The 23,822-nt window shown below is 56.7% G+C and carries 19 protein-coding genes; 10 read left to right on the forward strand and 9 right to left on the reverse strand.

What is annotated here, in order from left to right; all coding sequences use genetic code 11:
• Window positions 1–43: 43 nt before the first annotated feature.
• The 6 genes from VGH19_05555 to phoU all read left to right on the forward strand — a co-directional run bounded on the left by VGH19_05555 (window position 44) and on the right by phoU (window position 6,098).
• Window positions 44–1,363 (forward strand): putative porin, encoded by a 1,320-nt coding sequence (locus tag VGH19_05555; protein HEY1170818.1) that lies wholly within the window; start codon window positions 44–46, stop codon window positions 1,361–1,363.
• 37 nt (window positions 1,364–1,400) lie between these two features.
• Window positions 1,401–2,243: a phosphate ABC transporter substrate-binding protein gene (locus VGH19_05560; GenBank protein ID HEY1170819.1), complete on the forward strand. Its 843-nt coding sequence runs from the start codon at window positions 1,401–1,403 to the stop codon at window positions 2,241–2,243.
• A 105-nt stretch (window positions 2,244–2,348) separates the two neighbouring features.
• Complete coding sequence (gene pstC / locus VGH19_05565) at window positions 2,349–3,527, forward strand: phosphate ABC transporter permease subunit PstC (protein HEY1170820.1); 1,179 nt, start codon at window positions 2,349–2,351, stop codon at window positions 3,525–3,527.
• Window positions 3,528–3,530: 3 nt separating this feature from the next.
• Window positions 3,531–4,514, forward strand: coding sequence for a phosphate ABC transporter permease PstA (pstA, locus tag VGH19_05570; GenBank protein ID HEY1170821.1), 984 nt, complete (start codon window positions 3,531–3,533; stop codon window positions 4,512–4,514).
• A 10-nt stretch (window positions 4,515–4,524) separates the two neighbouring features.
• The gene (pstB, locus tag VGH19_05575; GenBank protein ID HEY1170822.1) at window positions 4,525–5,355 is read left to right on the forward strand and encodes a phosphate ABC transporter ATP-binding protein PstB; all 831 of its coding nucleotides are present in this window, start codon (window positions 4,525–4,527) and stop codon (window positions 5,353–5,355) included.
• Window positions 5,356–5,399: 44 nt separating this feature from the next.
• Window positions 5,400–6,098, forward strand: coding sequence for a phosphate signaling complex protein PhoU (phoU, locus tag VGH19_05580; protein HEY1170823.1), 699 nt, complete (start codon window positions 5,400–5,402; stop codon window positions 6,096–6,098).
• A gap of 349 nt (window positions 6,099–6,447) precedes the next feature.
• Here the strand turns inward: phoU and VGH19_05585 are convergent, their stop codons facing one another.
• The 7 genes from VGH19_05585 to VGH19_05615 all read right to left on the reverse strand — a co-directional run bounded on the left by VGH19_05585 (window position 6,448) and on the right by VGH19_05615 (window position 16,334).
• Complete coding sequence (locus VGH19_05585) at window positions 6,448–7,815, reverse strand: universal stress protein (protein ID HEY1170824.1); 1,368 nt, start codon at window positions 7,813–7,815, stop codon at window positions 6,448–6,450.
• Between the two features lie 71 nt (window positions 7,816–7,886).
• Complete coding sequence (locus tag VGH19_05590; GenBank protein HEY1170825.1) at window positions 7,887–8,882, reverse strand: alpha/beta fold hydrolase; 996 nt, start codon at window positions 8,880–8,882, stop codon at window positions 7,887–7,889.
• An 84-nt stretch (window positions 8,883–8,966) separates the two neighbouring features.
• The gene (locus VGH19_05595; protein ID HEY1170826.1) at window positions 8,967–9,305 is read right to left on the reverse strand and encodes a four-helix bundle copper-binding protein; all 339 of its coding nucleotides are present in this window, start codon (window positions 9,303–9,305) and stop codon (window positions 8,967–8,969) included.
• 179 nt (window positions 9,306–9,484) lie between these two features.
• Complete coding sequence (locus tag VGH19_05600; protein ID HEY1170827.1) at window positions 9,485–10,930, reverse strand: DUF1501 domain-containing protein; 1,446 nt, start codon at window positions 10,928–10,930, stop codon at window positions 9,485–9,487.
• Between the two features lie 2 nt (window positions 10,931–10,932).
• Complete coding sequence (locus tag VGH19_05605; GenBank protein HEY1170828.1) at window positions 10,933–14,205, reverse strand: DUF1553 domain-containing protein; 3,273 nt, start codon at window positions 14,203–14,205, stop codon at window positions 10,933–10,935.
• Window positions 14,206–14,325: 120 nt separating this feature from the next.
• A complete protein-coding gene (locus VGH19_05610; protein ID HEY1170829.1) occupies window positions 14,326–15,768 on the reverse strand; it encodes a FecR domain-containing protein in 1,443 nt (480 codons plus the stop codon).
• Complete coding sequence (locus VGH19_05615) at window positions 15,765–16,334, reverse strand: sigma-70 family RNA polymerase sigma factor (protein ID HEY1170830.1); 570 nt, start codon at window positions 16,332–16,334, stop codon at window positions 15,765–15,767. Before VGH19_05615 ends, VGH19_05610 begins: the two co-directional genes overlap by 4 nt.
• A 262-nt stretch (window positions 16,335–16,596) precedes the next feature.
• Here VGH19_05615 and VGH19_05620 point away from each other — a divergent pair, with 262 nt between their 5' ends.
• Together VGH19_05620 and VGH19_05625 are read left to right on the forward strand one after the other, a co-directional pair.
• Window positions 16,597–17,523: a type II secretion system protein gene (locus tag VGH19_05620; GenBank protein ID HEY1170831.1), complete on the forward strand. Its 927-nt coding sequence runs from the start codon at window positions 16,597–16,599 to the stop codon at window positions 17,521–17,523.
• 8 nt (window positions 17,524–17,531) lie between these two features.
• Window positions 17,532–17,918, forward strand: a complete 387-nt coding sequence (locus VGH19_05625; GenBank protein HEY1170832.1) for a hypothetical protein — start codon at window positions 17,532–17,534, stop codon at window positions 17,916–17,918.
• Between the two features lie 94 nt (window positions 17,919–18,012).
• On the opposite strand, the gene VGH19_05630 is transcribed toward VGH19_05625, so the two are convergent.
• Window positions 18,013–19,845 (reverse strand): GreA/GreB family elongation factor, encoded by a 1,833-nt coding sequence (locus VGH19_05630; GenBank protein HEY1170833.1) that lies wholly within the window; start codon window positions 19,843–19,845, stop codon window positions 18,013–18,015.
• A 44-nt stretch (window positions 19,846–19,889) separates the two neighbouring features.
• Between VGH19_05630 and rsmB the strand changes: the two genes are divergently transcribed.
• Window positions 19,890–21,179, forward strand: a complete 1,290-nt coding sequence (gene rsmB, locus VGH19_05635) for a 16S rRNA (cytosine(967)-C(5))-methyltransferase RsmB (protein HEY1170834.1) — start codon at window positions 19,890–19,892, stop codon at window positions 21,177–21,179.
• 300 nt (window positions 21,180–21,479) lie between these two features.
• Here rsmB and VGH19_05640 read toward each other — a convergent pair whose 3' ends face one another.
• A complete protein-coding gene (locus VGH19_05640) occupies window positions 21,480–22,793 on the reverse strand; it encodes a hemolysin family protein (protein HEY1170835.1) in 1,314 nt (437 codons plus the stop codon).
• Between the two features lie 156 nt (window positions 22,794–22,949).
• On the opposite strand from VGH19_05640, the gene prmC reads away from it, so the two are divergent.
• A complete protein-coding gene (gene prmC, locus VGH19_05645) occupies window positions 22,950–23,810 on the forward strand; it encodes a peptide chain release factor N(5)-glutamine methyltransferase (GenBank protein ID HEY1170836.1) in 861 nt (286 codons plus the stop codon).
• Window positions 23,811–23,822: the final 12 nt, after the last annotated feature.

Here is a 23,822-nt window from a genome sequence, read left to right on the forward strand (position 1 = left end):
ACCCGCTCCGCTTGTCATGCGGATGCACTTATTGAAGATATATATGCACAAACGTCCTTACATGATGGCGGCAGGAATGGCCGGGTTGCTGGCCCTTACCGCACAAACCCAGGCGCAATCTTCGGATGCCCTGCTGGATAAACTGGTGGAAAAAGGCATTTTGACCGTGAAGGAAGCAGGCGAACTGCGGGAAGAGACCGACCAAGGTTTCTCGCAGGCCTTGCAGACCCGCATGGGCATGCCGGAGTGGGTGACGGCCTACAAGCTGGGTGGCGATTTCCGCGCACGCTACGAAGGCTTCTACTCCGGTAACGCCACCTCCGCCGATCGCAACCGGTTTCAATATCGCCTCCGCTACGGCGTCACCGCCAATGTATTGGAGAACATGGAAGTGGGTTTCCGCCTCGCCAGCATCGGGGATACCGCCGGCAACCAAATCTCCTCCAACAACACTTTCGACAATAACGCATCCAAGAAGGGCATCGCCATCGACATGGCTTATGGCAAGTGGACGCCCATTGACAACGGCACCTGGGTCACGAAGTTCACGGTCGGCAAGATGGAGAACCCCTTGGAGATCAACCCGACCTTCGTGGATCAGGATTACACCCCGGAAGGCTTCGGCCAGCAGATCACCTATCGCGTGCATGAGAACCACGATCTGCAGTTCAATGCCGGTCAGTTCGTGCTGGATGAGAGCGGCACGTCGGCGGATGCTTACATGCTGGGCGCACAATTGAAGTGGGACGCCCGCTGGTCGCAGAAGCTGCAATCCAGTGCAGGCATCATGGCTCTGACCATCCCGGGTCGCACGGTGCTGGGAGAGGCCGGTTCCGGCCTGTTGGACATCGGTGAGGGCAATACCCGGGTCCCGGCCGGCGGCCCCCCATTGTATAACTTCGACCCCATCATCGCCGATGCCTCGGTGACCTATACTTTCGACAAGGCCCCGTTCTACAATGGTGCGTTCCCGGTGCGTCTGGCTGGTTCCTATCTGAACAACCCTTCGGCCCCCGACAGCAACGAGGGCTACTCGGTCAAGCTCACCTTGGGCAAGGCCAGCAAGCGCAAGACTTGGGAACTCAGCTATGAACTTCGCGAACTGCAGGCGGACGCCATCTATGAGGAATTGCCGGAATCGGACTTCAACGCCTACACCCAGGCGGCAGGCCCGTTCGGCAACCGCACCGGTTATGTGAACGGCACCAACGTGCGCGGTCACATCATCAAGGCCGGCTACTCGCCGTATGACTCGTTCGCGATCTTTGTCACCCTCTGGATGACGGAGAACATCCACGAAAGCCCCGCCGGTTCAGACAGCAACGCCCAGCGCTTGCAGGTGGACGCCATCTGGAAGTTCTAAAGCCAAACTCAAAACTCAATTCGCAACTTTTATGAAAATGAAAACATTAGTCGCAGGCCTCACGGGTCTGCTGCTCGCCGCCCAAGGCGCGCTCGCTGGTAACATCACAGTCAAAGGCTCCGACACTTTGGTCATTCTCGGTCAAAAGTGGGCCGAGGTCTATATGGCCAAGAACCCGGATACCAAGATCCAGGTCACCGGTGGCGGTTCCGGCACCGGCTTTGCCGCGCTGCAGAACAAGACGACCGACTTGGCTAACGCTTCGCGCCCGATCAAGCCGAAAGAATCGACCGCCTGTGTGGTGGCCTTCAAGGCCCGGCCCAAGGAATACAAGGTCTGTCTGGACGGGCTCTCGGTCTATGTGCATGAGAAGAACCCGGTGAAAGAACTCAGCTTGGAGCAACTGGAGGGCATCTTCACCGGCAAAATCACCAACTGGAAGGACGTCGGCGGGGCGGATATGAACATCGTGGTTTACAGCCGCGAGAACAGTTCCGGCACCTACGAATTCTTTAAGGATCATGTGCTCCAGGGCAAGGACTTCACCGCGCGCGCCCAGACGATGCCCGGCACGGCCGCCGTTTTACAGGCCGTGGCCAAGGATGAAAAGAGCATCGGTTACGGCGGGGCCGCCTACGGTGCCGGAGCCAAGCACCTAATGGTCAAGAAGGACGCAAACAGCCCGGCCGTGGAACCGACGGAAGAGAACGTGGTCAATGGCACTTACCCCATTTGGCGCTACCTCTACATCTACCTGAACCCAGCTTTGGACAAGGGCGAGATCGCCGCCTATCTGAAATGGATCTGCAGCGATGAGGGCCAGAAGGTGGTCAAGGACGTGGGCTATTACCCCCTCCCGAAACAGTTCCGCACCAACTAAAAAGATTCGCATCCGGAAGTTCCTCCGGCGATAAACGCGGGGCGGAACGGGCTGCCACTGGAAACCCAGCGACCTGTTTCGCCCCGATCATTTTAAACCGAGACGATGCTGATGACCCCAAATAAAGGCTCCCGTTCCCATGGGTGGATGGGCTTGCACCGCGGTCACAAAGCCCGGCCTCTTGAGTGGCTGGTGGAGAAGGGGATTTTCCTCGTGGCCTCGATGACCATCGTCATGGTCTTCCTCATTTTCCTGTTCGTGGCACGCGAGGCCTTCCCCATTTTCATGGGGACGATGGACAGTTCCTCGCGCACAGAGCAGATCAGCATCGAGCAGATGCAGAAGCTGCCGCCCTCCGAATTGCAGAAACTGCTCGGCGTCAGCGCCAAGGAGTATGCCGAGCTGGACCAAGACACGATCAAACTCCTGATGGAAGTGAAGATCGAGGAGATCGCCGCTGCACCGAAAGACAAGGACGTGGCCGTGAACACCACGAACTGGCGATATTTGCTCCTGCCGTATCAGTGGAGCGACTATGACAAACCAGTTTACATGTGGCAGCCCGTCTCGCAGATCCATAAATACAACATCATCCCCCTGCTCATCGGCAGCTTGAAGACGACCTTGGTGGCGCTGCTGGTTTCTGTGCCGCTTTCGCTCGGTGCCGCCATCTATGTCTCGCAGTTGGCGAGCCCCCGGATCAAGGAATGGCTGAAACCCACGATCGAATTGCTGGCGGGCATCCCTTCGGTGGTGATGGGCTTTTTTGCCCTGATCGTGATGGCCACCGTCCTGCACAACGTTTTCGGTTATGAGTCGCGCTTGAATGCCTTTGTGGCCGGCATCGCCCTTGGGCTGGCCATCATCCCGGTGGTATTCTCCATTGCCGAAGATGCGCTCACCAGTGTGCCGCGGGCTTATACCCAGGCGGCACTGGCCCTGGGTTCCTCCCGCTGGCAGGCGGCGTGGCAGATCGTATTGCCGGCCGCACTTCCCGGTGTCTTTGCCGCCGTGGTGCTGGGCTTCGGTCGCGCCATCGGTGAGACGATGATCGTGCTGATGGCCAGTGGCAACGCGGTGATCGTCTCGGGCAGCATCTTTGATTCTGCCCGTACGATGACGGCGACCATCGCCGCCGAACTGGCGGAAGCGGTCTTCGGCGGCCATCATTACCGCATGCTGTTCATGTTGGGTGCGCTGCTGTTCGTGGTCACGTTCCTCTCGAACCTCTTGGGGGACGTCATCATCCATAAATTAAAAAACAAGCTGGAGGGAAAGCACTAGGCCATGGATACGCAAACTCCCATGCTGTCTTTTGACCGGTCTGGCCCGGCAGGCAGGAATTTCAAAGCTCAGAAGTTCGATGTCTGGTCTTTCTTTTTCAGCGGGCTGACGGGCTTTGCCACCCTGATCATCCTGGCGATGCTGGCCGTCATCCTTTTCAACGTCCTGATCAATGGCTGGTCCGGGATGTCCTGGCGGTTCCTCTCTTCCAGTGCAGACCAGGACATGTTCGATGTGAACAAGGCCGGGGTGCTGCCGATGATCGTCGGCACCACCATCCGCGTCATCCTCATGACCATTTTTGTGATTCCGGTCGGCGTCATCACGGCTGTTTACCTCACGGAGTACGCGCACACGACCTCCATCTGGACCCGCATCATCCGGGGCGCGGTGAACAACCTCGCCGGTGTGCCTTCCATCGTGTTCGGTCTTTTCGGACTCGGTTTTTTCATCAGCTATATTGGTGGCAGCATTGACGACAATGTGCTGCGGACCGCCGAGCCGGTCTGGGGCAAGCCGGCGATTCTCTGGGCTTCGATGACGTTGGCCGTCATGACGCTGCCCGTGGTGATTGTGGCCACGGAGGAATCCTTGAAAGCCATCCCGCAAGGATTGCGCGAGGCGAGTCTGGCACTGGGTGCCACCAAGCTGGAAACCATCATCAAGATCGTGTTGCCGCAGGCATTGCCGGGCATCCTGACCGGCGGCATCCTTTCGGTGAGCCGGGCGGCGGGTGAAGTCGCGCCCATCCTTTTCACCGGCGCCGCCTATTACATGGCGAGCTATCCCAAAGCATTGACGGACCAGTTCATGGACTTGGGCTATCACGTGTTCATCCTCTCCACGCAGTCGCCGAACATTGAGCAGACCCGGCCCATCCTGTATGCGACCGTACTGGCGTTGCTGATATTAACTTTTGCTTTGAATATCGTGGCGATCTTGGTCCGTGCGCAGATGCGCCGGAAGATGCGCCTCTTAGGTCATTGATCTGCCGTTTATGGCTGAAACTAACATCCCCAATCTGAAAGTCGAAGTGGGCGCAAATGCCCGGGGCTCTTCGTCTGGTGCCAGGTCCGAACCCATCATTGAGACGAAGGATCTCTCCCTTTATTATGGCCAGTCGAAGGCGCTCAAGGAGCTTTCGCTGACCATCAAGGAGAAGCAGGTCACAGCCTTCATCGGACCTTCCGGCTGCGGCAAGTCCACCTTCCTGCGCTGCTTCAACCGCATGAACGACCTCATCGATCATGTGAAGATCACCGGCCAGGTGAAGATCGCGGGGCACGACATCTACGGGCCGGATGTGGACGTCATCGAGCTGCGCAAGCGCGTGGGCATGGTGTTCCAAAAGTCCAATCCCTTCCCCAAGTCCATCTACGAGAATATCGCCTACGGCTTGCGCCTGCATGGCACCAAGGCCAAGAGCGAGTTGGACGACGTGGTGGAGAAAAGTCTGCGCGGTGCGGCACTTTGGGACGAGGTCAAGGATCGTCTGCACTCCAGCGCTTTGGGACTCTCCGGTGGCCAGCAGCAGCGCCTGTGCATCGCCCGCGCCATCGCCATCAAGCCCGAGATCATCCTGATGGACGAGCCGGCCTCGGCGCTTGACCCGATCGCCACCGCGAAAATCGAGGACCTCATCCTCGACCTGAAACGCGAATTCACCATCGTCATCGTCACCCATAACATGCAGCAGGCCGCGCGCATCTCGGATTACACCGCGTTCTTCTACATCGGCGAGCTGATCGAATACGATGTCACCTCCAAGATCTTTACCAACCCCGGCAAGAAACAGACGGAAGACTACGTCACCGGCCGTTTCGGTTGATTGATGACATCGTGGCTATCTCCGTTTAAATTTTTGATACGATTATGCAGCAGACGCACTTCGAACGAGAACTGGGCCAGCTCAAGGAGCGGTTGCTCACCATGTCCAGCCATGCGACATCATCCGTGGCGAACGCTGTGAAAGCCCTTGTGGAACGCAACGACGATCTCGCCCGCGAGGTCATCGAATCAGACCGCGTGCTGGATGCCATCGAAGTCGAGATCGATGAGATGGCCATTCATCTTTTGAGCAAGGCCCCGCTCGCATCCGATCTCCGCCTTATCACTGTGGCCATGAAGTGCAGCCACCACTTGGAACGTGTAGCGGATGAGTCTACCACCATCGCCCGCCGCAGCATCGAGCTCAGTCAGGAACCCCAGCTAAAGCCCTATGTGGACCTTCCCCGCATGGCTACCATGGCGCTCGACATGATGAATGAGGCGCTCGCCGCCTTCGTGAACCGCAGCCCGGAACGCGCCCGTGCCGTCATCCCGCGTGATAAGGAAGTGGATGCCCTGAACAAGCAGCTCCATCGTGAACTGGCCAGCTATATGATCGAGAAGCCCACCACGATCACACGCTGCCTGAATCTGATGGTCATCTCCAAGAGCCTCGAACGCATCGCCGACCACGCCACGAACATCGCGGAAGAAGTCGTCTATCTCTTCGAAGCCAAGGACATCCGCCACACCGGCAAAGGGCAGGGGACTGCTCCGACTGAAACACAGCCTCCCGCGAATTGATTTGCTGCGTTTTCAAAGAAACGCCGAGCTCCAGCTCGGCGTTCTTCTTGTAGCGCAGACCGCTGGTCTGCTGCCTGTCCCGCGATTGCGGTGATGTCGCCGACTGGCAGTTGGCAGGCCTTACGACTTTTTCAGCCTGTCCCTGACCAGCGATCGGATTAGAGCGTTTTTAGAAATTATGTAGCGGTGAGGAGCGAGGATTTTTGGGTTCTGGCGAGGCTTTGGCGAAGGAGCAGGTTCCCAAGACCCTGTGACTGAGCCGAAACGAAGCCAGAACTCAAAAAGACCGCTTTCCTTTTTCTCGCCACCACATCGCTACATAATTTCTAAAACCGCTCTAAAATCCAGTTCAACTTTCCTCATCCACCTTCACCAGACAAACCGGCCTCTTGCTGTCCTTCACCACCGCTTGCGCCACGGAGCCCATAACCGTTCCCTTCAATCCCGTATGCCCGTGAGTCGCGAGACAGATCGCATCTGCCCCGAACCGCTCCGCCGCCTGCACGATCGCCTTCGCAGGATCATTGTCTTCCACGATTTCTATCTCGCTTTCGATTCCCAATGCCACGGCATCCGCAGGCACCAGTTCCGCTAGCTTCGCTTCCACTTGCCGTTTGAGTTTCAGCAACTCCTTCTTGGTCGGCAGCCGGCGTCTGATTTGTCCACCGATCAATTGCTCCGGCGATTCAGCGGGCGGAAGCACATGGATGAGATGCACAGTCCCGCCTGCGCGTGAAAGCCCGAACGCCTTGCTGACCGCACTGTTTCCGAGCTTCGAGAAGTCAGTCGATACCAGGATGCGACTGACCGGCGTCACGGCCTTCTCGCTATCGCTCGTAGCGATTGGCACGCACAGCACATTCGTGCGGCAGGTATGCAACAGCCCACGTGAGAACGAGGCGTGCCGCAGACGGTTCAGGCCATGCCGTTGATGCGTTCCGGTGATGACCAGGTCTGCTTGGCGCAGATTCGCCAGATGTGCTACCGCGAAATCGGGGCGTCCCAAATTCGGCTCCACGATGATCTCGCATTTGGCATCACCGAGAATCGATTCCACTTTCCTGCGCAGATCGCGCTCATTCACGCGTTGCACCTCTGGATCGTTCTTGGTCAGGTAGGCGTCCCCTCTCAGCCCCAGTCGTGCTCGCTCTTCTAGTGGTGAATCCACATAGGCCGCAGTCAGTTCGCACGGACCAATCTTTTGCAGCCGCTTCACAAATCTCAGCGCCGCATCAGAAGCAGAAGTGAGATCGCACGCGATCACCACTCGCAAAGGCCGCTCGCCTGCGGTCCATTCCTCAATGGGCTTGGAATTTTTCACCACCAAGGTAGGCACATGCGCGCCTTCAGCAGTGCGCTCGGAGACGCTGCCCAACAGCCAGCGTCCCGCCGTGCTCCGTCCATAGGATGAAACCACGATCATTTCGATGAACTCCGGCTTCGCCTTTTCGATGAGACATGCATAGGGTGCGCCCGTCATCAGGTCCGTCAAGACGGTGACACCTGTGGCGCGTAAGCGATTCGCTTCGGTTTTGAGGCTCGACTCCGCAGCTTCAGCGATCTCACCCAATGCTTCAGGCGAGATTTCACCAAGCGAGGCGGGATTGTGAGCATGGGCGAGAACGATGCTTTCTCCCCATCCATTGGCCAGTGCGGCGGCGGCATCCGCAGCTCTCACCGCCTGCTCCGAGAAGTCTGTTCCAACCAGGATTCTCATAAGAAGTCTTTCTCTTTTGGTTCTGCTTTAACTTCCCCCTCCTGATGCTTGCTCCGCTAAACCAATCTTGCTTAATGGCAAACAAGACTTGCGTTGTTATTTTGAGTCAAAATGTATGGTCTTACGAGGCGCTTCCATTCTGCTGGCTGTTTCCGGAGATATGATTCATGCCCCGTCTCCTTAAAAACATGAAACGTTGCGGCTCCCGGCAAGTTCCTCCGCACCTCTTCAATATTCTCCAGCGTTACTCGCGCATCCGTATCCCCATTCATCAGCAGAGCAGGGCACTTCACCGCCTTCGCATACTCCGCCGGATTATGCACAAACCCGTCAAACCCGAGCTGTTTCCCGCCCCAGAACACCAGCAATTGCGCCAATGGAAACGACGGCAGCTTCATCACGCGAAACCGGTTCTGCGTGGTCTCCAACAGATTGTTGAACGGACATTCCAAGATCACACCGTCTGGTTCCACTCCCTCAGCCGCCACCGCTCGCAGGATCGATGCCGCGCCGAGCGATGACCCCAAGAGCACGATCTTCTTCCCTTCTGACCGCACCTTCACAAATCGAAAACTCGCCGCCACATCCTTCGCCTCATCCCACCCGATGCTCGTCGTGTCGCCTCCTGAACCTCCGCTTCCGTGAAAATCCACCAACCAACATTCTGCACCCATCTCGTTCAAAGCCTTTACTGTATCCAGTTGTGAATCCTTCGCCGAAGCGTATCCATGAAACAATATCACGACCGTTTTCGCTGCTGGATGAGGAATCCGCCACGCCTCCAGTTCCAACCCCTTCGCTCCCATGAACCGATACGATACAAACTCCAATCCGACATCTTGCGGTGTGCGTTTGTTTTCCGGCCGAGGAATGGAAACTCCCGTGAATAGCACCTTGATCTTGCTCCCAGTGGTAAGCTGTTCTGGAGGTGCCGTGCGCCGGTTATCATCCCGCACAAAATGCGTCATCGCCCAAGCATGCTGATACGCCACCACATTGAGGGCTACGAAACCAAGCAGAAGCAGCAATCCACTGATGAAGAGTATTTTGCGCCGCCGCCTCCGCATGGATGCAAACTTGCATAATGGACGTGGGCAGGAAATAGAAAAATAGGGTTACGGATCGGAATATCCGCAACCCTACGGTGAATACTAGGCCATTTCTGCAGCCATCTTCTCACATTGCTCCGCGCACCGCTCGCACATGTCGGCGCATTTCTGGCAATGATCCATATCATGGCTGCGGCATTCCTCCGCACAGGCGCGACAGGCTTCAGCGCAGACGCCGCAAATATCAGCGGCGAATGGGGAATCAGCACTCATTAGCAGGGAGGCTGTCCGGCATAGAATCGAACAGTCTTGATCGAGTGCGATGCATTTGGCCATCATCTTGACGTCCTCCTCGTGCAGACAGGCGTTAGCACAATAGGTGCATTCGTTGGCGCAATGATTACAGGCTTCGATACAATCCAGATACTTTTCTTGTGGCATGGTTCCTTTCTGGCGGAATGAAACATTCCGCAGGTTGATTTCAATAAGAAACGCAACCTCGCCCCCCGGATGGAAAGATGCCATGGGGCTATCGCCCCAAACTGGACGGAGAAAAGACTGTCTGACGGAAAGAAAGCGAAACCGTCCGGGAGCCGGCTTTGCTTCGGATGGAAAACAACTTAACCCGTCGCGATCTTCTTATAGGGCTCACCCTCATTCAGCGTCGGCCGTTCCGGACGCCCACGATACTTGTAAACCAGCCCCATGTTATCCAAGCCCATGAGCCACAGCATCGTCGCATGCAGATCATGCACGTGCAGACGTTGATCCACCGCGTGCAAGCCCAGATCATCCGTGCTGCCGATCGTCTGTCCACCCTTCACACCGCCACCCGCGAACCACATCGTAAAACCCGTCGGATTATGATCGCGTCCATCACCTTTCTCAGACATCGGCGTGCGCCCAAACTCCCCACCCCACACGACGAGCGTATCTTCCAGCAAACCGCGCGCCTTCAAATCTTTCAACAAGCCCGCGATCGGCTTGTCAGAAGACAGGCATAGCGACGAATGGTTCTGCTCCATCTTGCTGTGCGAATCCCACTTGCTGCCGGACCCGTGATAAAGTTGCACGAACCGCACACCGCGCTCCACCATGCGGCGAGCCAGCAGGCACATGCGGCCATACGTGGCCGTCTCCTTCTGGTTCATGCCGTAAAGCTCCTTTGTAGCTTCCGTCTCCTTGCTCAAGTCCACTACTTCCGGCGCTGCTGCCTGCATACGGAATGCCAGTTCATAGCTCATGATGCGCGCATCCAGCTCCGTCTGCTCAGGGTGTTCGTTCGCGTAACCACGATTCACCTGGTTCAGGAAATCCAATTTGCCGCGCTGTTGCATCTCCGTGATACCCTCCGGCGTGTTCAAGTTCGGGATCGGTTCCGTGCCGCTCTGCAAGCGGATGCCCTGATACAGCGCGGGCATGAAACCCGAGCTCCAATTACGCGGCCCATTCACCACACTGGATTGATTATCCTGCATGACCACGTAAGCGGGAAGATCAGTGTTCTCCGTGCCGAGGCCGTAGCTCACCCAAGCCCCCATCGAAGGACGTCCGCCGAGGATGGAGCCTGTGTTCATCTGGCAAACGCCTGAGGAATGATTGATGCCATCCGCGTAGCACGAACGCACCACCGCGATGTCATCCACGCACGTCGCGGTATGCGGCAACCAATCAGAAACCCAGATGCCGCTTTGCCCGTGCTGCTTCCATTTACGCTGCGAAGCGAGCAGGGGAGCATTCGCCTCACCCATAGCGAGAATGACTTTGCCGAAGCTGTCCGGTAACGGCTTGCCTGCCAGACGATTGAGTTCAGGCTTCGGATCAAAAAGATCGATATGGCTCGGGCCACCTTCCATGAAGAGGAAGATCACGCTCTTGGCCTTCGCGGGCAGTTGCGCCGGCTTGCCGATAAGCGGCGACTTCAGTGTGTTCGCCAGACCCGACGATTGCCCCATCAAATAGCTCAACGCCAACGAGCCGAATCCCAGCGCGCCCTTCGATAGAAAATCGCGCCGCGAAAAGATCGGCTCGTAACGGTGACACCGTGGATCAAACGACTTCTTCATAACTATTCGACGTAAAGGAACTCATTCGAATTGAGCAAAATGTGGCAGAAATCGATCAAGGCGGTCTTGCGCACATTCACTTTCGTTTTGGCGAACACGGCGGAGGGACGAATGTCCAAGCCATTGCCCGTCGCATCGCGGAACACATCCGGCTTCGCCTCAAACTGCCAGTAGCCCACCACGTGTTTGTTCAGCGTCTCGGACGTGAACAGGATCTGGTTCACATCCAGTGCCTTGTTCGAGAGCCGCACATCATCGATCAAGCCATCGAAGAACGACTGGCCTTGGCCGGTGCGCCCACCGATGGTGAATGGCTGCTTGCTCGCGTAACCGCCCGTGATCGTGTGATTGATCTTCGCGATGAGCAACGGCTCATCGTCATTTGAAAGATCTTTCACGTAGAAAGAAACCTGTCCCGGCTTGCCATCCTTGGCGAGCTTCACAGACGCCGCGACGTAGTAAGGCTTGTCGAACTGGATGTGCTGATCCGAGAAAATCGCTTCATTGCCGAACTTTCCATCCAGCTTGTTACCGGTGAGTTGCAGCACGAGCGTCTGCGGCTTGCGTCGTGAAGCCTTGCCCGTGATGCCGAAGGACCAGCCGGGCTGCGTTTCACTGCCCATCCAGTTCGCGGCGATCGTGCGCACGGAACCATTCTCATAAACCGAACGCACCAGCACGAAGGATTCGATCGTGAATTCGTTCGTCGGCATGATGCCCGTCGCCGGAACCTCGAAGCGGCTCTGTGGCCCTTCTGGTGACATCAAGGCCGCCTGACCATCGCGGTAGGGGAGCTTGTCGTAGAGAAACGCTGCTTTCGCAGAACCAGCACGCACGGGATCGATGCGCTCTTCCTGTTCCTTGATGAACTGCACTGCCGCCGTCGTTTCCTTAGGCGAAGGGCTACGGCCGTAAGCGAGCTGGAATGCGTAATCGACAAGGCGCGCTTCATCTGCCGAACCTTCTTTCTCCAAACGTTCCGCGAACGCCTTCGCGCGTTGCAACATGAGCTGGCTGTTGATGAGCAAGAGCGATTGCACCGGCGTCGTCGTCGTATCGCGGGCGGACACGCTGTTGAACCACAGCGGAGCATCGAACACATCGATCAACGGATCGCGCGTGTTGCGCATGATGCGCGTGTAAATGGAGCGGCGCGGCTCGCTGGCGATCACGCCAGGGCCACCGGCCTTGTCTTCCAATTCACCCGTCACTGAGAAAATGGCATCCCGGATCTGTTCCGCGTCCAGACGACGCACATTCGCGCGCCAGTAGAGCTTGTTCTCCGGGTCCTTGAGCTTGCCCACTTCCATCTGCGGATGCGTGACGGACTGGCGATACGTCGCCGACATCAGGATGCTCTTGTGCAGCTTCTTCAGGCTCCAGCCGTCTTTCACGAACTGCGAGGCCATCCAGTCCAGCAATTCCGGGTGTGAAGGTTCTTCGCCTAGTTTGCCGAGGTCGCTCGCGCTGGAGGCGAGACCTTTGCCAAAGTGATATTGCCAGATGCGGTTTACGATCACGCGTGCCGTGAGCGGGTTCTCCGGTTGTGTTAGCCATTCGGCCAGCGTGGCGCGGCGGCCAGTAGAGTTCGGGGTGGATGCGAGCGGTTTGATCGTGGCGGGTTTCTCATCCAGCACACTGAGGAAGCCGGGCTCCACCGGTTCCTTGCCCTTCTTGGGGATGAATACCGGAGGCGCTTTCGGGCCCATATCGGTTGCTGCGTAAGCGACCGGTAATGGTGCCGGCTTCTCTTTGTCGAATTGCGCCAACTGCTTCTTCAAGGCGAGGTAGCGATCTTTGTCCTCACCTTTGATCGTTCGCTCCATGCGGTCGTACTCGTAATAGACTTGGCGGTAGGCCAGTTCCGCGAGCTGATGCTCCAGCGGTTCGCGTTCCGCCACCGGCTTGGCGATCATGGCTTGGATTTCGTCCGGGAACATGATGATCGCCTTCTTCGCCGCCGCTGGACGATACTTCGCTTCGATCTCTTCGATCTCCTTGCGGATTTCCGCCGTCTTGGTTTCCCACGCTACCATCTTGGCGGCGTGTTCCTTTTTGTCCTTTTCCGTGGCGGCGACGATGTCTTCGCGCGGCAAGATGGGGGCGAAGAACGCTTGCAGGCGGAAGTAATCTTTCTGCAAGAGCGGGTCGTACTTGTGATCGTGGCAACGGGCGCATTGCAGGCTCATGCCGAAGAAGACGTCACCCGTGGTATCCGTGATGTCGTTCAGGATGGTCGTCCACTGGCCGCGCACATCGCGGTTGTTGTATTCGTAGATCCAGTGACGCAGGAAGCCTGTGGCGATGATCGCATCCGGATTGTTAGGATACAGCTCATCACCGGCGAGCTGCTCTTTCACGAAGAGGTTGTAAGGCTTGTCCGCGTTGAAAGATTTGATGACGTAATCGCGATACTGCCAGGAGAGCGGGCGATAATCGTCGATGCGGTAACCATCCGAATCCGCATAACGGACGAGGTCCAGCCAATGCCGCGCCCAGCGTTCGCCGTAGCGCGGACTGGCCAGCAGACGGTCGATAAGATTTTCGTAAGCCTTCGGAGAGGTGTCGTGAATGAAATTATCCACCTCACCCGGCGTCGGCGGCAGGCCGGTCAGATCAAACGTCACGCGACGGATGAGCGCACCGCGTTCGGCTTCGCTCGCGGGTTTGAGATTTTCTTTTTCCAACCGCGCGAGTATGAAGCGATCCAATTCGTTCTTGGACCAAGCTGTGTCCTTCACATTGGGCAGGGCAGGTTGTTTGATCGGTTGGAAGGACCACCATTGGCGGTCTTCATCCGTGATCTTGCCACGCGGTTTGATCTTGGAGAGATCGGAACCGGGCCAAGGCGCACCCAGCTTGATCCAATCGCTGAGATACTGGATTTCTTCTTCGCTCAGCTTCGGCTTTTTGGCCGGCATCTTGAGGTGGTCATCGGTGTGTTTGATGGCCTTGATGAGCAGACTTTCCTCGGGCTTACCGACGACGATGGCCGGGCCGCTATCACCACCGGTGATGAAACCGCCGAGTGTATCCAGCACCAAGCCGCCCTTCATCTTGTTACCGGCGTGAGAATGGCACTCAAAGCACTGCCCTTGCAGCACCGGTAATACCTTATCTTCAAACAATGCTTTTTGCGCAGCGGACAACGTAGCGGCCTGTGCGGAGGCGATGCTAAACAACGAAATCAGGCCCGCGCCCAGACAAAGGCGGATAGCGGCCGTCCATGCGTTAGGACGACTGTTCAACTGTTGCTTCACATTCTCTCCGCTCATAGGCGTTCTGTTACTGGGACTAGGTGGCACAATATAGGTCATTTGACGCCGTTCGTCAGCACCTTTAATCGACAAGTTTTGCTCTGTGTTCACCGATGATTGACTGGTTGAAAATGGCATCTACCGGATCCTAAGGGTCGGTGGTTTGGCATGCGGATGCTCCTTGGATGCAAAGGCATGCGCCATGCCTTGATGCTCTGTTTCGGCTGTTTCACGCACGAGAATGAAACTGACCAAGCCATTGGTATCCTGCCGGATGAAGTCGGCCAACTCCTTGGACTCGATGGTGATGACTTCCGTGGAGCTGCCACGCGGGAGGGTGAATTCTGCGAGCTTCTTCACCTTGTTCGGAAGCAATCCTGCATCATTGGCAGCAGGAGCATTGAGCCACGAGATGCCGCCTTCCTTCCAATAATCGAGGCTTTGATCAGTGATGCCGTAGATGGCAAATGTGCAGTCCGGAACCAGCGAGGCGAAACCAAATCCGCTCGGCTCCGGTTGGAGGAGCAGTTGCGCCTCGGAAATGTTCACTGGACTGATGTGGAACTCTTCAGCGATATCCACATAACTGAGCTGGGAAATGTCAAACGTCAGGTAGATACGCCGCTCGTTGCTTTTGGCGATCTCAAATTCCGTGTGCTTGACCATCAGCAAGGAGTGGAGCCCGGTGGCTTCGCGCTTTCCACGTTGCACGTAGGCATCCTTGCCGCGACGGAACGAGGTGGGGATGGAAAGCCATCGTTCGGGGTCGTAGATATGTTCCATGCGGACAGGCTCGGGCGTCACTGCGGCTTGAGCCACGTTATCCATACCCACGATGAAGGCCTTGCCCTTGTCCAAGAGATGTTCCTTGGTGTCGTTCAATTTGTTCACCACTACTGCGCCATCAAATACATAGACGTGAGTGGTGCGAAGTGAACCGACCGTCACACCGAAGCGGCTGCCTTTGTCCACGGCCTTGAGCTCCGGCGTATAAACTGTGAAGCCGCGCGCTGTCGGGGGCACATCTGCTACCAGGGAACCTTCCTGGACCTGGCAACGCATCGCATCCACCAGCTTGATCGTGGTGGGTGCTTCAAGGAACAGCGTGGTGCCGTTTTCGAACCTCAAAGTTGCCATGCCTTCGAGCAGTGAGAGGGTGCCGGCTTGGAGTTTGGCATTCTGCACAGTGGGCAGTTCCGAGGGGCCCCACTTGCAATTCTCCGCTTGTATGAGAGTTGCCAGCGGTTTTTCTGCCCGGGTCATGGCCTGTGTTTTGTTGCGTCCGGGCAGCAAGAGCAGGCTGAGCGCCAGGGTGATGCATGCTGCTGCCGCTGCGGACGTCCAGATGGCGGCAGTAGACTTTTTCAACAGTGGCAGAGGGGCTTCGGTTGCCCCGATCATTTTTCCCAACGAATCCCTTTCTGCTTGCAGTGTGGAATGCAGCCAGAGTTGGTCCACATACTTGGCGCGCAGTTCTGGGTCTTTGATGGCGTCCGCCTTGAATGCTTCCCATTCAGCCGGGGTGAGCATCTGCTCTATCGCGCGGTCAATGCGGTCATCGGATGGCGAATTCAAACTCATAAGGCACGCGGCAGATTTAGTCGTCTTTCTACGCAATCATTCAAAGCCTTGCGGATCCGGCTCAACAAACGGTAAACGGCCCCGGAGGACTGGCCAGTGGTCGAAGCGATCTCATCGATATCACGATCCTCGTAATATCGCAGGATGATGGCCTTACGGTGTACCTCAGGCAGCTTGCGCAGGCAATCCTGCAATGCCTCCGCCTTGGACTCGAGCTGCTCGGCGTTACGGTCGATCTCTGCCGCCACCGCCTCGATGAACTCGTCATCAATGACCGAAGTGGGGTGGCGCGTCTTGGAGCGGCGGTAATTCAGGATGTGAAAAGTGGCGATCTTGCGCGCCCAAGCCCGGAAATTGGTGCCGGGTGTGAAATTGTGGAACTGCTTCCACATCACCACCTTGCAATCCTGCAAGATGTCTTCGGCATCCGCTTGGGCATGAACTAGGCTGTATACGTAAGTCGCCAGCCAACGGTCATTCTGCGTGAGCAGGCGCAAGTATGCCTCCGTGCGTTGTTGTTCAGCACTCGCGGCCTCACCGGGATTATTGGCAGACATCGGGTCCATAGCTTGCGGCTTGTTCTTCTATGATGTCATGACGGGAAAAGTTTGGACGCACTTTCTTCATGCATTTTTGCCGGTGAATGAACTGGATTATTATCACGAAATTGTTTGTCCAAAATCATCTGCCTCGTGACATCCATGTTCCTGAAGCCCCTGTTGCGCCTGGATGTGACTGTTGTCGTAGTTTGGTCTCGCTTGGTGCGGGCTCTTGGAAATGAAAAACCGAACCGAAGTTTTGGCGCCAGCCTGGGGCGCTTGCAATCTTATGAAACAGCACCGGAAGTCCGCTTTTACATTGATCGAACTGCTCGTCGTGATCGCCATCATCGCGATCCTTGCAGGGATGCTTTTGCCCGCGCTGGCACAGGCCAAGGTCCGCGCCAACACCACCAAATGTTTGAGCAATCTCAAACAGATCGGTGTGGCGAACAACATGTACACCACGGACAATTCGGAGAAAATCCCTTATGCCACCGTCAAATTGACACCGGATCAGGCATCTTGGGATTCTCTTTTGGACCCCTATCTCGGCGGTACACGTACGAACGCCTTTTCTCCGTTCGCCACCGGAGCTGGACAGGTCAGTACGCGTGACGTGCAGGTCTATAAATTCCTCCGCTGCGTTTCGGACAAGATACCGCTTTCCACGCAGTGGCGAACAGCCACTGTCCAGGAGTTTCGCCGCAGCTACTCCATGATATTGCACAATATGCAGGCGACGAACTGGCCGCCGACGCCAGTAAGTGATACGGGAGTAGGGCTTTATTATGACGACAGCAATTTCTATCCGAACTGGCCGACCGCCAGTTCTTGGGGCAATGTGATCCCGTCTTTCAGCACTCTTTCATCGACTGGCCGTTACCATGCCAAACGTCTCCCGGCGGTGCGCACATCGATTGTCCGTGATCCTTCCGAGACGCTCCTGATCGCAGAGCAGGCACGCTTTGAGAACCTGGCTGGGAGCCGCATCTACGCTGCGATCCATCGTGCCGACCAGCATCTGCAAACCTCCCGCCAGACCAACGGTTCTCGTGGTGAAGATGGCATCCCCACCACGGCCTACCATAACAGCATGCACAATTATCTGTTCATGGATGCCCACGCGGAAGTGATGAATCCGGCCAAGACCGTGGGCCAATCCGGCACTCTGGCCGCCCCGCAAGGCATGTGGACCATCAATCCCAAGGACTGACCCCTTTTATGAACCCTGTTTTATTTGCTACTTTGTCAGTCTCGTGTCTGCTGGTCGGATGTGACGGGGGCGACTCCGGCGATCTGGCGGTACAACCACCACCTCCGCCATCTGCGGGTGTGGATATGGTGGCCCAATCAACCATAGCCGCCAAACCTGCCGAGGCTGCGCCAGCGTCAACGGTTCCTGCCGGCGGCGCATCGATATTGCCGCCGGAACTGGCTCCTGTGCAGCAAGGGCTGGAAGCGTTCAAAGCTCAGCACAATCGTTTGCCCAATAACGTCGAGGAGATGGTGGAAAAGAAGATCATCCCGTCCCTGCCTCCGTTGCCAGTCGATAAGATCTATTTCATCGACCATGACACTGGCCGGGTGATGATCAGCAGTGGACCGTGATCACTCGTGAACGTCCTTGTTCTAGAGAAAGCTGTTAAAACAAAAAGCCGGACCAGTTTCCCAGTCCGGCTTACGTAATTGGATCGATTGCGGTTTAGGCCGCAGTGGGCGGCGTCTTCCACAGCGCGATGGAGTCCACGCGGAACTTGCGCTTGTTGCCTTCGAGTTCGATCTCCACTTCGTCGCCCACCTTGTGATTCAACAATGCCTGTCCGACGGGGGAGAGATAGCTGATGATGCCCTTTTCCGGCTCCGAATCCCAAGCGCCCAAGAGCGTGTAGGTTTCGCTGTTGCCAGAGGCGATCTCCGTCACCTTCACGATGGTGCCGATGCCGGATTCATCCGCCTTGGCCGTGGAGAAGTCCGTGCCACGGGCACGCACGAGCTGCACTTCCAGCTCGCCCTTGCGGCGCATGAGGATCTTCTGGGCTTCCTTCGCGGACTTGTATTCGTGGTTCTCGCGCAAATCGCCGTAGCTGCGGGCGATGGCGATGTCGTTGCGGTTGGCGGGAATCTTCTTCTGGACGAGTTCTTCGTATTCCGCCTTGCGACGTTCCAAGCTCTCCCAGGAGACGACCAAGCCGCTGTCCTGCTTGGAGGTTTCACCCGTTATGAGCGACTGGATGGACGGATAATTTTTCACGATGCGCGCGAGCAGCGAGCGCTTGTCCATGTCATCGAAGCTCGGCGAGAGTTGCAACGCACGGGTCAAATCTTTGATGACTTCCAAGTCAGCGGAACCGATGAGTTCCACGAGCAAGGTCTGGTCATCTAGGATGAAATCACGCAAACGGTTCGAGCGGATCTCGTTGAACTGGTCGCGTTCCATCGCCGTAAGCATGGCGCGGAACACTTCCGGCCCAAGAATGTCCGCGAACGTATCCGAACGCTCCTTGGCGAGCCAAAGGAGCAATTCGCTGCTGGCCGTGTGCTGACTGACGGTGCGGGCCAAATGCGCTTTCAGCTCTTGGAGCTTGCCAGATTGCAACAGCACCGCCGCGCATTCGCTGCAGAGCTTGGCCGAGGAGAAATTCAGCAAAGAAAGCAGGGATTCATGCCATGAGGCCGGATAAGCTTCCTGATAGGATTGGAGTGCGCGGCGATACTTCGCGGCGGACATGGACTCCATGATGGACTGGAATGATGTCTCTCCAGACCAGACATCCTTACCATTCACTTCACCCGCTTGCGGAGCGAGGGCGGCTGCCTGACGCAGGTCATCGCGGAGGAAGATGGCTTCCAAGGCGAGCGCCGGCATCGTGCGTTGATGGGACTGGATGTCTGCGTTCAATTGCGTGACCACTTCTGTCACGGCGCCGTTCTTGTCTTGCAAATCATCCAGGCTCTTTTGGATCTCATTGGCCACGACGAGCTTCGCCTTCAGGCCTTTGGCGGCGCGGAACTCTTTCAAGAGACGGTCCTGCAAGGACACCGTCTGCTCGCGCATCACTACGGGTTCGTTCTTTTTCAACGGAACGATGTAGTGGCCATCCTTTTTCATCTCACGCTTGGCCACTTCCCACCACTTCTTCCAGTCGCTGGCGATGACGTCCGGCACCAGCGCGGTCTGGATCTGGTCCACGGAAGCCTGCCCGCCGTAGCTGGAGAGCACGAGCTTGATGAGGTCCAGATGATGCAGCGCGGCCATCTGGCGCAGGCTGTTGATATCCGAGGCTTTACGCGCGAGGATGTGATCCTTGGCGATGGGCTTCAGGGAATCCGCAGCGAAGGACAAATCCATGGAATGACCGGCCTTGCCTTGGAAATCGATGGTGAACCGGGCAAACACAGTGTCAACCGTGGTGATGCGGCCAAAGCCCCAACTGCGATGCATGCAGTAACCGCCTTGGGCGAGCTGCACCAGCACGTCTACGTGTTTGATGTTGATCTTGCCCGCCAGCGCCAGTTTCTCAAATTCGTCTCTCATATCAAATAACTCGCCTGCAATACAGTGTCCGTCATATTTAGGGCGTGACGGGTCAAAAACCAAGAGAAATTGCCTTACGCGTCCTGAGACGCTGTGAACAGTCCGATGAATACACGGAAAACCTGCTGGATATGGAGCTATCCCGCCAGCGCCTTTCCGGCCCCGATCGCGGGCTGGTGCAGGAGCTGGTTTACGGAATCGTGCGTGCCCGCGGCACGCTGGACTGGCTTATAGACCGTAAAACCGATGGTCGTCCGCAAAAATCCGATCTCCGCCTGCTTTTGCGGCTGGGATTGTATCAACTTTTCTGGCTGGACCGCATTCCGGACCACGCTGCCGTGCATGAAACGGTGGAATTGGCCCGTGAATTCGGTTACGGTCCGCAATCCGGCTTTATTAATGCCACCTTGCGCGGCTATGGCCGGGAAAAAGAGGCCACACAGCAGCTTTTGGCGGAATTGAAGCTGAAAGACCCGGCCTTAGGATGGTCCCAACCCGCTTGGCTGGTGGAGAAATGGCTCAATCGCTTCGGGCAAGAAGACACCCAAAAGCTCTTAGCTTGGAATAATACTGCGCCTGCCACCTTCGCCCGTCTGAACACCACGCGCACGAATGCGGAGCAGATTATCCCCCTCTGGCGCGCGGAAATGGTGGAGTATGATTTCTTTACGCGGGATTGGCTGGATGAACACCTGATGTTCCGTTTCAAGAGCCATCCGGCTTTGGAAACGCTGCCAAGTTTCCGGCAGGGCCTCTTTTACGTCCAAGACCCCAGCACCTTGCTGGCGGTGAGGATGCTGGACCCGAAACCCGGCGAACGCATCCTCGATGCCTGTGCCGCTCCGGGTGGCAAGGCGACTTATATCGCGCAAAAGATTGGTTCGAGCGGTTTGGTCGTGGCGCGTGATGTGTCTGAGGCGCGCCTGAAGCTCGTCAAAGAGAACTGCAAGCGCCTTGGTTTCACAACGGTGGAGACAGATTTGGCTGATGAACCGAAGCTCAAATTCCGTTTCGACCGTATCCTTGTCGATGCCCCTTGCTCGAATACTGGTGTCTTGCGCCGTCGTGTGGACCTGCGCTGGCGCATCCGTGCAGAAGAGATCGACCGCCTGCGTGTGCAGCAACTGGAACTCCTGCGCAAAGCCGCCGCGCAACTCGCGCCGAAAGGCACGCTGATCTACAGCACGTGCAGCTTGGAGCCGGAGGAAAACCGCGACGTGGTGAACACCTTCCTCGAATTGGAAAAGGGCTACAAACTGGAAGTGGATCGCGAACTGATTCCATTCAAGGATGGCGTGGATGGCGCGTATGTAGCGAAGTTGGTGAGAACGTAGCCGTCGAGGTCAGGAGGCGGAAATGGGTGGCCACAAAAAGGCGCAAAAAGCACAAAGAGTTTGCGATCTATTGCGCAATGCCCCGTGCTGTGAGGCACGAAAGATTCATAGCGGCGGCTTTTAAGCCGCCGTTTTTTGTTTGAGAGCCGCGTCGCGTTAGCGACGCAAGAAGTATTCTTCAGTCACTACGTGACCGTGATTCTGATTGCATTTACAGCGGCTTAAAAACCGCTGCTATGAATCTTCGTTCGCTACGCGAACAAAACGACGGCTTTTTCCCACGTTTTAACCGATCACGAATCACCCCTTTAGCGCTCCATCCCCCTTCGCCTTCATCACCATGATCTTGTCCACCCGGTGCCGGTCCATGTCCAACACCTCAAAAACATAGCCCTGCGCTTCAAAAATCTCGCCTTCTTTCGGCACCCGATTGAAGCGTTGCATCACGAATCCGGCTAGCGTCTGGTAGTCCCGGTTGTTTTCCTTATCGAAACGGAAGCCGGGCAGGGCGCGTTCCACCTTTTCAAGGTCCACCATGGCATCAATCAGCCATGTGCCGTCATCGCGCTGGCGCACTTCGGGCTTGGAGCGTTCCTCCTGCGTGGCCACCTCACCCACGATGGCTTCCATGATGTCGTTTAGTGACACAATACCCGTGATGGAGCCGAATTCATTCGTCACGATCGCGATGTGTTTACCGCTGGATTTGAACGTCTCCAACAATTGCAGGCTGATCTGCGTCTCGGGCACCACCAAGGGCTTCACCATCACGTCTTTGATCTTTACGCCCACACCGGCGGCGAGGTTGGCGTAGATGGCCTTGATGGAGACGATACCCACTACATTGTCACGATTACCCCGGTAAACGGGGAAGTACGTGTGGCCGCTGACCACGATCTTGTGCCAGGCCGTCTCATGCGGTTCATCCGCGCTGAGCCAGATGATCTTGGGCCGCGGTGTCATCAGATCGCGGACTTTAAGCAGGTCAAGCTCCAGCACGCTGCTCACCATCTGGCTCTCCACATGATGAAAGGCACCGGCCCGCATGCCTTCCTGCATGAGGATTTTGACCTCTTCCTCGGAAACGGCGTTCTCATCTTTGGTTTTTACGCCTGCCAGACGTAGTAAAGAATCCGTCGAGAAAGTGAGAAAATTGACAATCGGGCTGGTGCATTTGGAGAGAAAGTTCATGAAGCCCGCCATCGTCATGGCGATGCCTTCCGGATTGCCCAACCCAATGCGTTTCGGCAGCAATTCACCCAAGACCAGCGAGAAATAAGTGATGGCGGTGACGACGATGCCGAAGGCGGCTGTCTGGGCATAAGTTCCCAGCATTGGTTCCAGCAAAGGAGTTAACTTAGCAGACAGCTTGGCACCGCCGAACGCGCCGGCGATGATACCTACCAAGGTGATGCCGATCTGTACTGTGGAGAGGAAGCGGTTCGGCGATTCGGCCAAGGCCAGCGCGGCTTTGGCGCGGTTGCTTCCTGCATCCGCGAGCTGGCGCAACTTGCCTTTCCGCGAAGACACGACGGCGATCTCCGCCATGGCGAAAATACCGTTCGCCGCCAGCAGCAGGAACACGATTAAGATTTCAAAGGCCACTTGAGTCACGCGCCTAGATTAGCAGAGGGCAGACGATTTCGCCTTGGAAAATTTCGTTTTTATTGGAATAGACCTAGTTTCGTAGCCGCCGACGTGAGGAGGCGGATCATGCCAGCCAGCAAGTTCAGCCTCGTCACCTCGGTAGCTACGTCTTAGGTTTTCGCCGTGACCGTTCTGGAAGTGATACAACGCAGTGCCGAGTTTTTGCAGCGCAAGCAGGTGGAATCGCCGCGCTTGCAGGCGGAACTCCTGCTGGCGCATGTGTTGAAGATGGCGCGGCTCAAGCTCTACCTGAACTTCGAGCGTGCTTTGAAGCCAGAGGAAGAAGCGGCCATGCGCGAACTGGTTCAGCGTCGGGGCAAGCGGGAGCCGTTGCAGCATCTGGTGGGGAGCGTGAATTTTTGCGGTTATGAGCTGGCGGTGAGCCGGGATGTGCTCATTCCACGACCGGAGACGGAAACGCTGGCGGAGTTGGCGTGGACGTATATCAATGGTTTGCCGGAAGGAGATCTGCGGGCCTTGGACCTCGGCACAGGTTCAGGCTGTTTGCCTATCACCATCGCCCTGAAATCACCGCGTGTTGCGTTTGATACGGTGGATATTTCCGCCGCCGCTTCTGCGCTTGCGCGGAAGAACGCGGAGAAACATCAGTTGAACGGGCGGGTGAAGTTCTTGGAAGGCGACTTATTCGCGCCCTTGAGCCAAGGGCAGAGATATCACCTCATCATCAGTAATCCGCCCTACATCGAAGCAGCGGAGATTGAGACGCTGGAGCCGGAGGTGAAGGATTTTGATCCGCGTGTCGCCTTGGATGGCGGGGCAGATGGCTTGGAATTTTATCATCGGTTGGCGAAAGAAGGTTCAGTGTGGCTGGTGGCGGGTGGAAGGTTGATGGCGGAGTTTGGCGAAGGGCAGGGACCGGCCATTCAAAAGATTTTTGAGGATCATGGTTGGGCGGTTCACGGTTTGGAAAAAGATTTAAGCGGTCGTGAACGCTTCGTGATTGCCAGCGTGCGAGGCGCGTGAAAAAGTCGCGCG

This window comes from Verrucomicrobiia bacterium (genome assembly GCA_036405135.1).
In the GTDB taxonomy this organism is placed as follows: Bacteria; Verrucomicrobiota; Verrucomicrobiia; order Limisphaerales; family JAEYXS01; genus JAEYXS01.